Raw genomic sequence first — 14,673 nt, 5'->3', positions numbered from 1 at the left:
GGTATAACTCAACCCTTGGAGTTCAAATGAGTGAGAGCTTGATCCTCCCGGTCCTGCCGCTCGACGACGAGGTCGTGCTGCCGGGCATGGTGGTCCCCCTGGACCTGTCCGAGACCGAAGTCCGCGCCGCGATCGACGCCGCTCAGGCTCTTGCTGACAACAAGCCCCAGGTCCTCCTCGTTCCCCGGATCGACGGAAGATACGGCCCCGTCGGCGTGAGGGCGATCGTCGAGCAGGTGGGCAGGCTGCCCGGAGGGGAGCCCGCGGCCGTGGTGCGCGGTGTCGACCGCGTCCGCGTGGGTTCCGGCACGACCGGACCGGGCGCGGCCCTGTGGGTGCAGGTGACCGTGATCGACGTCGTCGAGGCCGACGAGCGCGCCCACGAGCTGGCCAAGGAGTACAAGGCGCTGGCCACCACCATCCTGCAGAAGCGGGGCGCGTGGCAGGTCGTCGACGCGGTCAACCAGATGGACGACCCGTCGATCCTCGCCGACAACTCCGGCTACGCCCCCTGGCTGAGCACCCAGCGCAAGGCCGAGATCCTGGCGACCGCCGACCCGGCCGACCGGCTTTCGATGCTGGTCGAGTGGTCGCGTGAGCACCTGGCCGAGCTCGACGTGGCCGAGACGATCCGCAAGGACGTCCAGGAGGGCATGGAGAAGCAGCAGCGCGAGTTCCTGCTCCGCCAGCAGCTCGCCGCGGTCCGCAAGGAGCTGTCCGAGCTCAACGGCTCCTCCCCGGAGACCGAGGAGCAGGACTACCGCGCCCGCGTCGAGGCCGCCGACCTGCCGGAAAAGGTGCGCGAGGCCGCGATCAAGGAGGTTGACAAGCTGGAGCGGACCTCCGACCAGTCTCCCGAGACCGGCTGGATCCGCACCTGGCTCGACACCGTCCTCGACCTCCCGTGGAACGAGCGGACCGAGGACTCCTACGACATCGCCGAGGCCCGCAAGATCCTCGACGCCGACCACACCGGCCTCGACGACGTCAAGGACCGGATCATCGAATACCTCGCCGTCCGTGGCCGCAGGGCCGAGAAGGGCCTCGGCGTGGTCGGCGGCCGTCGCAGCGGCGCCGTGCTCGCGCTGGCCGGTCCTCCCGGAGTCGGCAAGACCTCCCTCGGCGAGTCCGTCGCCCGTGCGATGGGCCGCAAGTTCGTCCGCGTCGCCCTCGGCGGCGTCCGCGACGAGGCCGAGATCCGCGGTCACCGGCGCACCTACGTCGGCGCCCAGTCCGGCCGGATCGTCCGTGCGATCCGCGAGGCCGGTTCGATGAACCCGGTCGTGCTGCTCGACGAGGTGGACAAGGTCGGCTCCGACTACCGGGGCGACCCGACCGCCGCGCTGCTCGAGGTGCTCGACCCGGCGCAGAACCACACCTTCCGCGACCACTACCTGGAGGTCGAGCTCGACCTCAGCGACGTGCTCTTCCTGGCGACCGCCAACGTGCTGGAGTCCGTACCCGGCCCGCTGCTCGACCGCATGGAGATCGTGACGCTCGACGGCTACACCGAGGACGAGAAGGTCGCGATCGCCCGCGACCACCTGCTCCCGCGCCAGCTCGACAAGGCCGGCCTCACCGTAGAGGACGTCACCGTCGAGGAGGACGCGCTGCGCAGGCTGGCGGGCGAATACACCCGGGAGGCCGGAGTCCGGTCCCTGGAGCGCTCGATCGCCAGGGTCCTGCGTAAGATCACCGCCAACATCGCGCTCGGCGAGGGCGAACTGCCCGTGACGGTGGGAGACCTGGTCCCCTACCTCGGCCGTCCGCGCCACGTGCCGGAGTCCTCGCTTCCGGAGTCCCGCCAGCGTACGGCGGTGCCCGGCGTGGCCACCGGTCTCGCGGTCACCGGAGCGGGCGGTGACGTCCTCTACGTGGAGGCGTCCCTGGCCGACCCGGAGACCGGCGACACCGGCCTGACCCTGACCGGTCAGCTCGGCGACGTCATGAAGGAGTCGGCCAAGATCGCGCTCTCCTACCTGCGCTCGCGGGGCGCGGAGCTGGAACTGCCCGTGGCGTCCCTCAAGGACCGTTCGGTGCACATCCACTTCCCCGCCGGAGCCGTTCCCAAGGACGGCCCGTCGGCCGGTGTCACGCTGATCACGGCCCTGGCCTCGCTGCTCTCGGGCCGCCCGGTCAGGAACGACGTGGCCATGACCGGTGAGGTCTCCCTCACCGGCCGGGTGCTCCCGATCGGCGGGGTCAAGCAGAAGCTGCTGGCCGCCCACCGGGCGGGCATCACCACCGTGCTGATCCCGGCCCGCAACGAGCCGGACCTGGACGACGTTCCCGAGGCCGTCCGCAACGAGCTCACCATCCACGTGGTGAGCGACGTGCGCGAGGTCCTCGAGATCGCGCTCACCTCGGCCCAGGTCACCGAGCACGCCGCGGCCTGACCCGCACCACCCGGAACGGCCCGTCCCCTCGCGGGGGCGGGCCGTTCCGTCGTTGCGTCGCGGAGACGCCGGTCCATCCGGCCCGCAGGGTCGAGGTGTTCCACTCCGGGTTCGGCGGCTAGCGTCTCGGCTGTCCTGAAATTGGGAAAATGCCGGCGGTTGTCCCTTGCGTGGCTGCTCGTTCGTCGTGCAGGGGAGAGCCCACTGTCCCGGGAGGTCGCGATGCAGTACGCCCTGATGATTTACAACGATCCCGGCCGCCTCGAGGCGCTGTCCGACGCGGAACGCGACGCGGCGTACGCGGAGTACTTCGCGTTGACCGAGGACGCCCGGTGCGTCGGCGGCGCGCAGTTGCAGCCCGCCGAGACGGCGACCAGTGTGCGGGTGGCCGGTGGCCGGACGCTGATGACCGACGGCCCGTTCGCGGACACCAAGGAGGTGCTCGGCGGCTTCTGCCTGATCGAGGCGGCCGATCTGGACGAGGCGATCGAGATGGCGGCGCGTATCCCGGCCGCCCGGCTCGGCGGCGTGGTGGAGGTCAGACCGGTGGTGTGGCGCTGACCGTGCTCGAGGAGGTGTTCCGCGACGAGTGGGGCCGGGTGCTGGCCTCGCTGGTCGGGTTCCTCCGTGACTTCGACAAGGCCGAGGAAGCCGCACAGGAGGCGTTCGCGATCGCGGCGCAGCGCTGGCCCGCATCGGGCATGCCGGACAACCCGGGTGCTTGGCTGGTGACGACGGCCCGCAACCGGGCGATCGACCGGCTCCGCCGGGAGCGCACCCTGGCCGAGAAGATCCACCTGCTACCGGCACCCGAGGCCGTCATGGACGAGTTCGACGACAGCGTGATCAAGGACGAACGGCTCGAGCTGATCTTCACCTGCTGCCACCCGGCGCTGTCGCTGGAGGGGCAGGTGGCGCTCACGCTGCGAGCCCTCGGCGGTCTGGAGACCGCCGACATCGCCCGGGCCTTCATGGTCTCCGAGGAGACCATGAGACGCCGCCTGTCCCGTGCCAAGAACAAGATCAAATTGGCCGGGATCCCGTTCGCGGTTCCCGGCGCGCATCTGCTTCCCGACCGCCTCGACGCGGTGCTCGCCGTCATCTACCTGATCTACAACGAGGGCTACCGCGGCCGGGTCGACCTCGGTGCCGAAGCCGTCCGCCTGGGGTGGGTGCTCGCCGCGCTCATGCCGGACGAACCGGAGGCGTACGGGCTGCTCGCACTGATGACGATCCACCACGCCCGGCGGCGGGCCCGGTTCTCCGGCGAGGATCTCGTACTGCTCGACGATCAGGACCGGTCGCTGTGGGACATGCGCCAGATCGCGGCGGGACGGGTGGCGCTCGACCGGGCGCTCGAGCTGGGCGGGCGCGGCGCCTATGTCGTTCAGGCCGTGATCGCGTCGCTGCAGACGCGCGAGCGGATCAACTGGCCGCAGGTCGCCGAGATGTACCGGCGGCTGGTCGAACTCACCGGCTCCCCGGTGGTCGAGCTCAACCGCGCCGTGGCGGTCGCCCAGGCCGGTGACCCCGCCGCGGCGTTGCGCGCCGTCGACCGCCTCGACCTGGACGGCTACCTCTATTTCCACTCGACCCGCGGCGAGCTGTTGCGCCGTCTCGGCCGGGAGACCGAGGCCCGGGCGGCGTACCGCCGGGCGCTCGAGCTGGCCACCTCGACTCCCGAGCGGCGGTTCCTGACCCGGCGGCTCGAACATCCCTGACCCGAGCCGTCCCTCGGGCGGGTGCTCGTTCGTCGCCTGAGTATGAGCGACAACTTTTCCTGGGAGGAACCCAGGCACTCCGCCGCCGCGACCGTCGCGATCCCGGGCTATCTGGCCGGCACCTGGAAGGCCGACCCGGTGCACTCCGAGGTCGCCTTCTCCGTCCGCCAACTCATGGTCGGCAAGGTGCGCGGCCGGTTCACCGGCTACGACGTCACGATCGTCACGAGCGAGGACCCACTGGGCTCGTCGGTTGCCGCGACGATCGACCTCGCGTCCGTCGACACCGGCAACAGACGGCGTGACAACCACCTCCGCTCCGCCGACTACCTCGAGGTCGGGAGGTACCCGACGGTGAGTTACCGCTCCACCGGCATTCGCCGGACCGGCGGCGGCTGGGCCGTCGACGGTGAGCTGACGTTGCACGGCGTCATCCGGCCGGTGCCGCTGGCCGTCGAGGTGAACGGGTTCGGCCCGGACCCGTCCGGCGGGCGGCGGGCCGGCTTCTCCGTGACCGCGCAGATCAACCGGCGCGACTTCGGCATCACCGCCCCGATGGACGGCGGTGGCGTCGTGGTCGCCGACAAGGTGTCGATCGGCTTCGAGATCCAGGCCGTCCTCCAGAAATGACCCGGCCCGGACGCGCCGCCGCACACCGGCGGCCGAGTCTCCCGCTGTGAGCGGCGACAACCACCCGAACGTTCATATCGACCCGAGGAGGGGCCACATGTCCACAGCCCAGGAAACAAGCAACAAGGAGACGTTCCGCCGCTTCCACGACGCCATGAACACCGGCGATGCGGAGATCATCTCGAAGACGATCGACGAGGTCGTCGAGCCGGACATGCTGTTCCACGCGCCGGTGCCGATGGATGCGACGGGGGCTCAGGCGATCAAGCACGTGTGGGCGGTGCTCCTTCGCGCGTTCCCCGACATTCACGTCGAGGTCGAGGATGTGATCGCGGAGGGGGACAGGGTCGTCAGCAGGAACACGGTTACCGGGACCCACCAGGGCGAGTACAGGGGCCTCCCGCCAACCGGGAGATCCATCACGTACAACGAGATCTTCATCGTCCGCTTCGCCGGTGGCCGAATCGCGGAGATCTGGGGGGTCGTCGACGTCTTCTCGCAGATGCGACAGCTCGGCGCCATCCCGGCCTGACGAAGCCGTACTCCAGCTCGGCATGGGTCACCTGCGAGGGCTCGGCGGTCGTCTGGGTTTGCCGTACGGCCCACACGGCGGTGGGCGGAAGCCGACACTCTGGCGGGCCTGACGATCCGAATCGTGATGCGAGCCCTTGGCCGAACCTTGCCTGTCAGGTGGTTTATTGAGGCGATTTTGCCCTCATATCTTCACTTCTATGACTTATGTTCCTACGGCTCCCGGCGGCCTCATGAGCGATGTCGCTCGACAGACGGAGATGCTCGAGGAACTCGCGACCCGGCTCTTCTCCGCCCTCGGTTATGACGGAATCTCCATCGGCGAGATCGCCGAAGCCGCCGGGCTGGACGTCGCCCAGGTCAACAACCTGATCGGCGACAAACAGGACCTCTACCTCGCTGCGCTGCGGCGGCTCTCCCGGCCCAGCATCGAGGTGCTGGGAAAGGTGGTCGGCGGCCCCACGGAAGATCCGGAACAGTCGGTGCTCATCCTGCACCGGGCGGCCGACCACTATCTCGACTTCTGCCTCGACAACTCCGACTCCGTCAAGATGACGTTTCAGCGAGTTCTCCACGACGCCGGGGACATCGAGGATGTGGAGCGCAAGTACATGCACCCCCATATCCAGCTCATTCGCGAGGCTCTCGCGCCCGCGGTGGCCGCCGGCTACATCGACGAGGAGGACCTGCTCTTCCTGCTCTGGACGATGCAGTGGTGCGTCCACTCCTTCTGCCAAGGTGGCATCCTCGACGAGAACGGCGCCCGCACCCGCACGCCGATCGTCGTCGCCAGGTTCCGCAGGTATCTCCATCGGCTGGTCGACCGCACCCTGACCCTGCCCGGAGACCCCCGCAAACCTCCGGCCGGGCCGTAGGCACCCGTACATCGGACTTACCTGATCGCTGAACCGCAAAAGAGCAACGGGTGTCATCGGAGCATCGAGACGGGGACGTCGACAGAACTGTCATGAGTGCTGGTGGTTCACACCCGGGTCAGCGCAGTGACAGGGCGGATTCGCCGTCCGGCCCGGCCTTCCCGTTGGCGGGATCGGGGACCACGGCGAGCCGCAAGCCGGCGTTGCCGGGCAGCTCTGACGATGTCGCCGATTGCGCCGGTGCCGTAAATCATGGAGATGCGTGGCGGCACAGCCCCTGGCAGGATCACCGTCCATGAGTTTGCCGTCCTTCGACGCGGTGCTGTGCGACCTCGACGGGGTCCTGCGGCTGTGGGATCCGGACGGGATGCCGGGGCTTGATCGAGCGTACGGACTTCCCGCCGGGACGCTTGCGGCGGCCGCCTTCCGTCCTGAGCGTCTCCTGCCGGCCATCACGGGCGTCGTCACGGATGAGGAGTGGCGTTCGGGTATCGCGGAAGACCTCGTGGCCGTTTGCGGATCGCCGGACAGGGCTCGCGCCCTGGTCGCCGAGTGGGAAACCCTGACCGGTCAGGTCGACGAGGAAGTGCTGGGCCTGCTGACCGCAGCGCGCCGGCGTGTTCCCGTCGTGCTGGTCTCCAACGCCACCACCCGGCTGGAAGCCGACCTCGCCCGGCTGGGACTGGCCGACGCGGTGGACGCCGTCGTGAACACCGCGCGCATCGGGATGGCCAAGCCCGACGCGCGCGTCTATCGAATCGCGGCGGACCGGTCGGGTGTCCCCTCGCCGCGATGCCTGTTCGTCGACGACACCCTCGCCAACGTCACCGCGGCGAGTTCGGCGGGGATGATCGGGCTCCACTATCAGCGGGTTCAACAGTTGCGTGATGCTTTCTCGTCGCTGATCGGCGCGGAGCCGGCGAAGTAGTCGCAGCGCAGCCGCTCCTCCCACCGTGATGAGTATCCGCAAACGGTGAGAACGAACGACCGGGGAAGCTCAGGTGCGGCGTATCAGACCATGGACAAAGCTTTCATGTCTGTATAAAAACCGCTATGTGGATAACAAAGATTCTCAACCGCCCAGTCAAGCCAGCCGTCGGACCTTCCTCTCCATCTCCGCGGCGGCGGCCGTGGCGACCGCGGGGGTAACCCTCGACGGCCATCCGGCAGCGGCGGACTCGGGCCGGCCGAACGGTCCCGGCCGGCCCGCCACCAACCAGCACCCCGACGCCGAGCTGCGCGCCCTGTTACGCGACATCGACCAGCGACGCATCGAGGCCACCGTCCGCAAGCTCGTGAGCTTCGGCACCAGGCACACCCTCTCCGCCCAGGACGATCCGAACCGCGGTATCGGCGCCGCCCGCGACTGGATATTCGCCGAGATGACGCGGTACGCCGCGGCGTCCGGCGGGCGCATGACCGTCGAACTGCAGTCCTACATCCAGCAGCCCGCCTCCGGGATCCCCGCCGACACCCGCATCACCAACATCGTCGCCACCCTGCGCGGCTCCGTCACCCCCGACCGGATATACGTGGTGTCAGGCCACTACGACTCACGGGTCACCGACGTCATGAACGCCACCGCGGACGCGCCGGGCGCCAACGACGACGCCTCGGGCGTGGCCGTCGCGATGGAACTCGCCCGGGTCATGGCCATCCGCAGGCCGGAGGCCACCATCGTCTTCGCCGCCGTCGCGGGCGAGGAGCAGAACCTGTACGGGGCGCGGTACATGGCCGGGCAGTACAAGGCCGCGGCCGCCGACGTGCAGGCGATGTTCACCAACGACATCGTCGGCAGCAGCACCGCCGACGACGGCACCCGGGATCCCCGCACCGTCCGGCTCTTCGCCGAGGGCGTGCCCACCGCCGAGACCCCCGCCCAGGCGAACACCCGCCGCTCGGTCGGCGGCGAGAACGACTCGCCCGCCCGCCAGCTCGCCCGTTTCGTCGCGAACGTCGCTGACAACGACGCCACCGGCATGAACGTCCGGGTCATCTACCGCCGCGACCGTTACCGCCGCGGCGGTGACCACATCGGCTTCCTCGAACAGGGCTATCCCGCCGCCCGCTTCACCGAACCCAACGAGAACTACGACCACCAGCACCAGGACGTACGCGTCGAGAACGGCAAGCAGTTCGGCGACCTCCCCGAATTCTGCGACTTCGCCTACATCGCCCGCGTCGCCCGCGTCAACGCCGCCACCCTCTGGTCACTCGCCCAGGCCCCCGGCACGCCCAAGAACGCCAGGGTCCGCACCAATCAGCTCACCAACGACACCGACCTCGTCTGGCCCCGTGGCACCGAACCCGACCTCGCCGGCTACGAAGTCGTCTGGCGCGAGACCACCAGCCCGGACTGGACCCACGTCATCCCGGTCGGCGACGTCACCGAAGTGCGCATCGACCTGTCCAAGGACAACGTCTTCTTCGGTGTACGGGCCGTAGACACAGCCGGGCACCGCAGCCCCGTCAGCTTCCCCACGCCCTCCTGACCCGGTGGGGCAGGGCCGTGCCCTGCCCCACCCTCGCAGGAACCGGTTCACCCGGCAGGTCCCGGAAGGCAGGGCCGCAACGGGTGCCCACCGGTTCATCGGGTGGGTCAGGCGAAGACGGATTCCGTGTGGTTCGCGGAGAGCAGTGCGTTGAGCGCCCGGAGGCCGCGCCATGCCTTTGTCATGCCGAACTGGGCGGTGAACCGCACGACGGCGCGGACCTCGTCGGGTGTGGCGCCCGCACCGATCGCGCGCGCCACGTGGATGCGGAAGCTCTCCTCCAGCGTCTGGTAGAGCACGTCGACGGTCATCGTGGCGAACGCGCGCTCGCGCACGCTCAGCAGTTTCATGTCGGCGCGCATGCGTGACTGCAGGTCCATGTAGTCGGCGAAGTGGGCGTCGAGGCCGCGGACGACCCCCCGGACCGGCCCGGGGATCGGACTTCCCGAGCCGTCCGCGTTCACCTGATGGCTCTGTCCCGTGGGACCCGGCAGGCCCTGCTCCCGCTCGATGCCGGTCAGGCGGTCCAGTGCCGCCAGCGCGGCCGGATAGCCGCTGTCGTAGGAGATGAAACGGAGCGTCTCCCGCAGGTCGTCGGCGGTCACGCCGTGTTCCAGTCCCATCCTCACGTGGAGCTCGAACGGCAGCCCGAGGGTCTGCTGGCAGACGTCGGCGACGACGCACAGGAGGACCTTCTCCCGCATCGTCAGCTCCGGTATCTCCTCCCAGACGCGCTGGTCGGTGGCGGCGCTCATCTCCGCGAACACCGTGTCCAGCCTGCTCACCTGGGTCTGCGATGAAAAATCCATGGTGCTCCTCCATGACTGAACGACTGTAGCGCTACGACTGTAGCGCGACGGGTGTTCCAATACAATGGCGGATCATGGACGTGACTTCTCCGGCCCGGGGCGGTGCCCGGGGCCGCAATCCGCGAGGTCAGGGCGAACGGCTGCGCGAGGACATCGTCTCCGCGGCCATCCGGCTGCTCGACGAGCTCGCCGACGACCAGGCCCTGTCCCTGCGCGCCGTGGCGCGCGAGATCGGCATCGCCGCGACCTCCGTCTACATCCATTTCGCCGACCGGGACGCTCTCGTGCTCGCCGCCCTGGAGCGCTTTCACCGCGAGCTCGTACAGGCCATCGACCAGGCCGAGGCCGGCTCCGCCGATCCGGTGGCCAAGTTGCGCGCCCGCATCCTCCTGCTCGGCACGTGGGTCCAGCGGCACCCGGGCCTGTACAAGGTGCTCCACGAGAGCACTCTCAACCAGCGGACGGCCATGTCGTTCAAGCAGGAGCTGACCGAACGCACCACCGCCGCGGTTCAGCGGTGCATGGACGCAGGGCTCGCACCCGCCGACGACGCCGCGACGGTCTCGCTGGATCTGAGGGCGGCCGTCCACGGCACCGTGTCGATGCGCGTCAACCAGCCCGACCTCCCCTGGCCGCCACTGGAGGAGCAGATCGAACGATTCCTCACCAAGCTCGTCGGCGTCGCGCCCACATCCCCCTCGCCCCGAAGGCCGGAGGAAACGCAATCTCCACTGACATAAATGGATGAATCATCAAGTCAATTGACCGAATGATTCGACCATGCTGTTATGGATCCATGCTGTACGGCACGCCTTCCCTGGAGGCCATCGACAAAGTGGTCCTCGGCGAGATCGAGGAGATGCGCCGCGACCTGAGATACCGCCTCGCGGAGACCCACCGCTGGGACGGTCAGCTCCGGCGCCAGCTCCAGGCGCGGGCCATCCAGGGCTCCAACTCGATCGAGGGCTATCGAGCCGGCGTCGAGGACATCGAGTCCATCATGGCCGGTGAGGACCCCCTGGAGACCTCGGACGCGGTTGCCCGGGAGATCTCCGGATACCAGCAGGCGCTGACCTACATCCAGATCCTCTCGCGAACGTCCGCGTTCGGGTTCGACGCCGGCCTGCTCCACGCGCTCAACTTCATGATGATCGGCCATCATCTGGACAAGACCCCGGGCACGGTACGGCCCGGCGCCATCTATGTCCGCAACTCCGCGACCGGCGAGGTCGTCTACGAAGGCCCGGACGCCGAGGAGGTGCCCGAGCTGCTGGGTGAGCTGGTCGACTGGTTGAACGAGGGCGACCTCGAAGCGCCGAGCCACGTGCGGGCGGCGATGGCTCACTTCAACCTGGTGGGCATCCACCCATGGCGGGACGGCAACGGCCGCATGTCCCGTGCCCTGCAGACGCTGGTGCTCGGCAGGGACCAGATCACCACCCCGGAGTTCTCCTCAATCGAGGAGTGGCTCGGACAGGCCAGGAACACCTATGACTACTACGACGCCCTGGCCGATAGGCAGGGCGGGCGCTGGAACCCGCACGGGGACACGCTGAGCTGGGTGCGTTTCTGCCTGCGTGCCCATCACCTGCAGGCGCAGCGGGTTCAGCGGAGGCTCTCCGAGGCCGGAGAGGTGTGGGTGATCCTGGAGGAGCAGGTCGACGCCGACGGGCTGAACGCGCGGACCGTGTCGGCGCTCTACGAGGTGTTCGTCAACCGGCGGCTACGCCGGAGCAGGTATCAGCTCGACGAGTCGCTCAGCCAGGGACAGGCGGCCAGGGACCTGCGCGACCTGACGGCCAAGGGCTGGCTCACGCCGTACGGGGAGACCAGGGGCCGCTTCTACGCGCCCGGTCCGAGGATGCAGGCGATCAAGGATGAGTTCGGCGCGCGGGTGGTTCCGCTCCGCGATCCGTATCGGAACTAACCAGGACGAATCCTGATCAATCGTATGGCGCGCCGCCCGAACGCGATCCAGTTTCGGAGATCTTCGGGGATGCCTCCACCCCATGCACGAGCATCTGCGCCGTGACCTCATGCTCGCGCTCAACCGGGCCGGGAGGCGGGGGGAGGCGCTGGCGGTGTATCGGCAGGGCAGGCAGGTGCCGGCGGAGGAGCTGGGCATCGAGCCCGGCCCCGACCTGCGCCAGGCGCACGAGGCGATCCTGCGCCCGGCCGGGTAAAGCCCCGGGAAGGGTTACTGGAACGTGACCGTTATCACATAACATGTAGGGAATTAGGGTAAGTAAGGCTCGTGTTGAGGCAGGCGTGAACGTGGCAGACGATGTCGGCATGACCCCGCAGGGCCGGGTCATGTGTAAAGGCATGTGTCAGGACGTGTGTATGAGGGCAATATGCGACATGTGCGCCATGGGGCGCATGTGTCCAATGTGCTGAATTTTGCCCCCTGTCCGTTCCCTCCTTAAGGCCCGAAACCATGACCTGCACCGCGGACCATCTCATTCTGCGCCGTCTGAGCCATCTCCCTTTCCACCCCGGCACGCGCTAGCCGTTTCCCTGTCTGAGGTCTTTTCGGAACTCCATTGACGTTGGGAACAGCTGTGATTGATGTGTCGGGCCTGAGAAAGGTCTATCGAGATCGGGGCCGCGAGGTGGTCGCCATCAACGGCGTCGACCTTCATGTCCGCGAAGGTGAGATCTTCGGCGTGCTCGGGCAGAGCGGTGCGGGGAAGAGCACCCTGCTGCGCTGTGTGAACCTCCTGGAGCGCCCCACCGCGGGCACCGTCTCCGTGGCGGGACAGGAGCTGACCAGGCTGGGCGAGAGCGATCTCCGCAGGGCCCGGCAGCGGATCGGGATGATCCACCAGCATTTCGCGCTGCTGTCCTCCCGTACGGTCGCCGGGAACGTGGCGTTTCCCCTTGAGGTGATGGGAGTCGAGAAGGCGGAGCGCGCCAGGCGCGTCGCCGAGCTGCTGGAGCTGGTCGGTCTGGCGGACAAGGCCGGGACGCATCCCGCGCAGCTGTCCGGCGGGCAGAAGCAGCGGGTCGGCATCGCCCGCGCGCTGGCCGGGAACCCCTCGGTCCTGCTGTCGGACGAGGCCACCTCGGCGCTCGACCCGGGCACCACGCAGTCGATCCTGGCCCTGCTCAAGAGGCTCAACCGGGAGCTCGGCCTGACCATCCTGCTGATCACCCACGAGATGAACGTCATCAAGTCGATCTGCGACTCGGCCGCCATCATGCGCGACGGCCTGATCGAGGAGTCCGGGGCCATTCCCGAGCTGATCGCCAGGCCCGGATCCCGGCTCACCGCGGAGCTGTTCCCCCTTCCCGCGCCGGAGCCCGGCACCGTCACGATCACCTTCACCGGGCAGGCCGACGAGCCCGTGGTGTCGCAGATGGTCCGCAAGTTCGACGTGGACGTGAACATCCTCGGCGGGGTCCTGGAGGAGGTGGCCGGGGTCTCGGCCGGGCGCCTGCGCCTGCGCCTCACCGGCGCCGAGCGCGCCGCCGCCCTCGCCTACCTGTCCGAGCGCGGCCTGCTGGTCGAGGAGGCCCCGGCGGCCGAGCGGGCCGGCGCATCCGGCATTTCGGTCACGTCGCAGGTGGAGGAGATCGCATGACCTGGGACGAGATGGCTCCGCTGCTCGTGGAGTCGACGCTGCAGACCGCCCAGATGATCCTGCTGTCCACCCTGTTCACGGTGCTGATCGGGCTGCCGCTCGGGGTGGCGCTGGTCGTCACCGACAGGGGCGGGCTGTTCCCCTCGCCGGCGCTGAACCGGGTGCTGGGAGTGATCGTCAACATCGGCCGCTCGCTGCCGTTCATCGTCCTGATGATCGCGGTCATCCCGCTGACCAGGCTGATCGTGGGCACCACCATCGGCACCATCGCCTCGGTGGTCCCGTTGACGCTCGGCGCCGCGCCGTTCTTCGCCCGGCTGGTGGAGACCGCGCTGCGCGAGGTCGGCAGGGACAAGGTGCAGGCGGCCCAGGCCATGGGCGCCAGCCGTACGACCATCGTGAACAAGGTCCTGCTGCCCGAGGCCATGGCCGGTCTGGTCGCGGGGCTCACCGTGACCGTGGTCGCGCTGATCTCCTACTCGGCGATGGCCGGGGCGATCGGCGGCGGGGGGCTCGGAGACCTGGCCATCCGCTACGGCTACCAGCGCTTCGAGACCACCCTCATGGTGATCACCGTCATCGTGCTGATCGCGATCGTCCAGCTCGTACAGACCATGGGCGACGTCGTCGCCCGCCGTCTCGCACGCCACTGACCCTTCTTCGCTCGAGAGGCCGCCGCCGTGAACGGGGCCTCCGTCCGCCTACCCCGAACGTTTTCTCATCCATAAGGAGCACACCGTGCGTAAATTCTCTGCGATCGCGTCCGTCGCGACCGCGCTGGTCCTGGCGCTCGCCGCCTGCGGATCGTCCGAACCCGCCACCGGCGCCGACGCGACGGCCTCCTCCTCGGCTCAGGCGGTGCTCAAGGTCGGCGTCAGCCCCATCCCGCACGCGGTGATCCTGAAGTTCGTCAAGGACAACCTCGCCGCCAAGGAGGGGCTCAACCTGGAGATCATCGACTTCGCCGACTACGTGCAGCCCAACGTGCAGCTCGACGAGGGCCAGCTTGACGCCAACTACTTCCAGCACAGGCCCTATCTGGACGACTTCAACGCCTCCAAGGGCACCAAGCTGACCTTTGTCCAGGCGGTCCACCTGGAGCCGCTGGGGCTCTACTCCAAGAAGATCACCGACGCCGCCTCGCTGGGCCAGGGCGCGACCGTCGCCCTGCCGAACGACGCCACCAACCTGGGCAGGGCGCTGAAGCTGCTGGCCGACAACTCCCTGATCACCCTGAAGGAGGGCGTCGGCATCGCGGCCACCGAGCGCGACGTGACCGGCAACCCCAAGGACCTGAAGTTCCAGCCGCTGGAGGCCGCGCAGCTTCCCCGCTCGCTGGAGGACGTGGACGCGGCCGTGATCAACGGCAACTACGCGCTGGAGAGCGGTCTCAACCCGGCCGACGACGCGCTGGTGCTGGAGAAGGCCGAGGGCAACCCTTACTCCAATGGCCTGGTGGTGAAGGCCGGAAACGAGAAGGACCCGCGCGTGGTCAAACTCGCCAAGCTGCTCGCCGGTCCCGAGGTGAAGCAGTTCATCGAGCAGACGTACAAGGGAGCGGTCATTTCCGCTACGAGCTGACACGGTCACTTCCGCCTCAAGCTGATAATCTGCGGGCCACATCGGTGATCTTTT

Annotated in this window: 15 protein-coding genes; 14 read left to right on the top strand and 1 reads right to left on the bottom strand. The window is 68.5% G+C overall.

Features of this window, described 5'->3' with window-relative positions:
* The first annotated feature begins 26 nt into the window (after positions 1 to 26).
* The 8 genes from lon to DKM19_RS29340 all read left to right on the top strand — a co-directional run bounded on the left by lon (position 27) and on the right by DKM19_RS29340 (position 8,645).
* Entirely contained in the window at positions 27 to 2,396 is a 2,370-nt protein-coding gene (lon, locus tag DKM19_RS29375) for an endopeptidase La (RefSeq protein WP_110700008.1), read from the top strand.
* 222 nt (positions 2,397 to 2,618) lie between these two features.
* Positions 2,619 to 2,957 carry a YciI family protein gene (locus tag DKM19_RS29370; protein ID WP_110700006.1) on the top strand — a complete coding sequence of 113 codons (339 nt, stop codon included), beginning with the start codon at positions 2,619 to 2,621 and terminating at the stop codon, positions 2,955 to 2,957.
* Entirely contained in the window at positions 2,948 to 4,117 is a 1,170-nt protein-coding gene (locus DKM19_RS29365) for an RNA polymerase sigma factor (RefSeq protein WP_204358298.1), read from the top strand. The genes DKM19_RS29370 and DKM19_RS29365 overlap by 10 nt, the downstream gene beginning before the upstream one ends.
* Before the next feature lie 42 nt (positions 4,118 to 4,159).
* Positions 4,160 to 4,747, top strand: coding sequence for a YceI family protein (locus DKM19_RS29360; protein ID WP_110700004.1), 588 nt, complete (start codon positions 4,160 to 4,162; stop codon positions 4,745 to 4,747).
* A gap of 97 nt (positions 4,748 to 4,844) precedes the next feature.
* Positions 4,845 to 5,279 (top strand): ester cyclase, encoded by a 435-nt coding sequence (locus tag DKM19_RS29355; RefSeq protein WP_110700002.1) that lies wholly within the window; start codon positions 4,845 to 4,847, stop codon positions 5,277 to 5,279.
* 232 nt (positions 5,280 to 5,511) lie between these two features.
* A complete protein-coding gene (locus DKM19_RS29350) occupies positions 5,512 to 6,153 on the top strand; it encodes a TetR/AcrR family transcriptional regulator (protein ID WP_162641865.1) in 642 nt (213 codons plus the stop codon).
* A gap of 295 nt (positions 6,154 to 6,448) precedes the next feature.
* On the top strand, positions 6,449 to 7,081 hold the full coding sequence (locus DKM19_RS29345) for an HAD family hydrolase (protein WP_110699998.1): 633 nt from the start codon (positions 6,449 to 6,451) through the stop codon (positions 7,079 to 7,081).
* Between the two features lie 202 nt (positions 7,082 to 7,283).
* Complete coding sequence (locus DKM19_RS29340) at positions 7,284 to 8,645, top strand: M28 family metallopeptidase (RefSeq protein ID WP_204358297.1); 1,362 nt, start codon at positions 7,284 to 7,286, stop codon at positions 8,643 to 8,645.
* A gap of 107 nt (positions 8,646 to 8,752) precedes the next feature.
* On the opposite strand, the gene DKM19_RS29335 is transcribed toward DKM19_RS29340, so the two are convergent.
* Complete coding sequence (locus DKM19_RS29335; RefSeq protein ID WP_110699997.1) at positions 8,753 to 9,454, bottom strand: carboxymuconolactone decarboxylase family protein; 702 nt, start codon at positions 9,452 to 9,454, stop codon at positions 8,753 to 8,755.
* A gap of 74 nt (positions 9,455 to 9,528) precedes the next feature.
* Between DKM19_RS29335 and DKM19_RS29330 the strand changes: the two genes are divergently transcribed.
* The 6 genes from DKM19_RS29330 (at position 9,529) to DKM19_RS29305 (ending at position 14,619) form a co-directional block, all read left to right on the top strand.
* Positions 9,529 to 10,194: a TetR/AcrR family transcriptional regulator gene (locus DKM19_RS29330; protein WP_110699995.1), complete on the top strand. Its 666-nt coding sequence runs from the start codon at positions 9,529 to 9,531 to the stop codon at positions 10,192 to 10,194.
* A gap of 56 nt (positions 10,195 to 10,250) precedes the next feature.
* Positions 10,251 to 11,381 (top strand): Fic family protein, encoded by a 1,131-nt coding sequence (locus DKM19_RS29325; RefSeq protein WP_110699993.1) that lies wholly within the window; start codon positions 10,251 to 10,253, stop codon positions 11,379 to 11,381.
* Positions 11,382 to 11,463: 82 nt separating this feature from the next.
* A complete protein-coding gene (locus tag DKM19_RS29320; protein WP_110699991.1) occupies positions 11,464 to 11,637 on the top strand; it encodes a BTAD domain-containing putative transcriptional regulator in 174 nt (57 codons plus the stop codon).
* A 378-nt stretch (positions 11,638 to 12,015) separates the two neighbouring features.
* Positions 12,016 to 13,038: a methionine ABC transporter ATP-binding protein gene (locus DKM19_RS29315; protein WP_239513649.1), complete on the top strand. Its 1,023-nt coding sequence runs from the start codon at positions 12,016 to 12,018 to the stop codon at positions 13,036 to 13,038.
* Entirely contained in the window at positions 13,035 to 13,691 is a 657-nt protein-coding gene (locus DKM19_RS29310; RefSeq protein ID WP_110699989.1) for a methionine ABC transporter permease, read from the top strand. The genes DKM19_RS29315 and DKM19_RS29310 overlap by 4 nt, the downstream gene beginning before the upstream one ends.
* A gap of 85 nt (positions 13,692 to 13,776) precedes the next feature.
* The gene (locus tag DKM19_RS29305; RefSeq protein WP_110699987.1) at positions 13,777 to 14,619 is read left to right on the top strand and encodes a MetQ/NlpA family ABC transporter substrate-binding protein; all 843 of its coding nucleotides are present in this window, start codon (positions 13,777 to 13,779) and stop codon (positions 14,617 to 14,619) included.
* Positions 14,620 to 14,673: the final 54 nt, after the last annotated feature.

It is taken from the genome of Streptosporangium sp. 'caverna' (assembly GCF_003203775.1).
GTDB classification, from domain to species: domain Bacteria; phylum Actinomycetota; class Actinomycetes; order Streptosporangiales; family Streptosporangiaceae; genus Streptosporangium; species Streptosporangium subroseum.
This window is presented reverse-complemented; position numbering and strand designations above follow the sequence as displayed.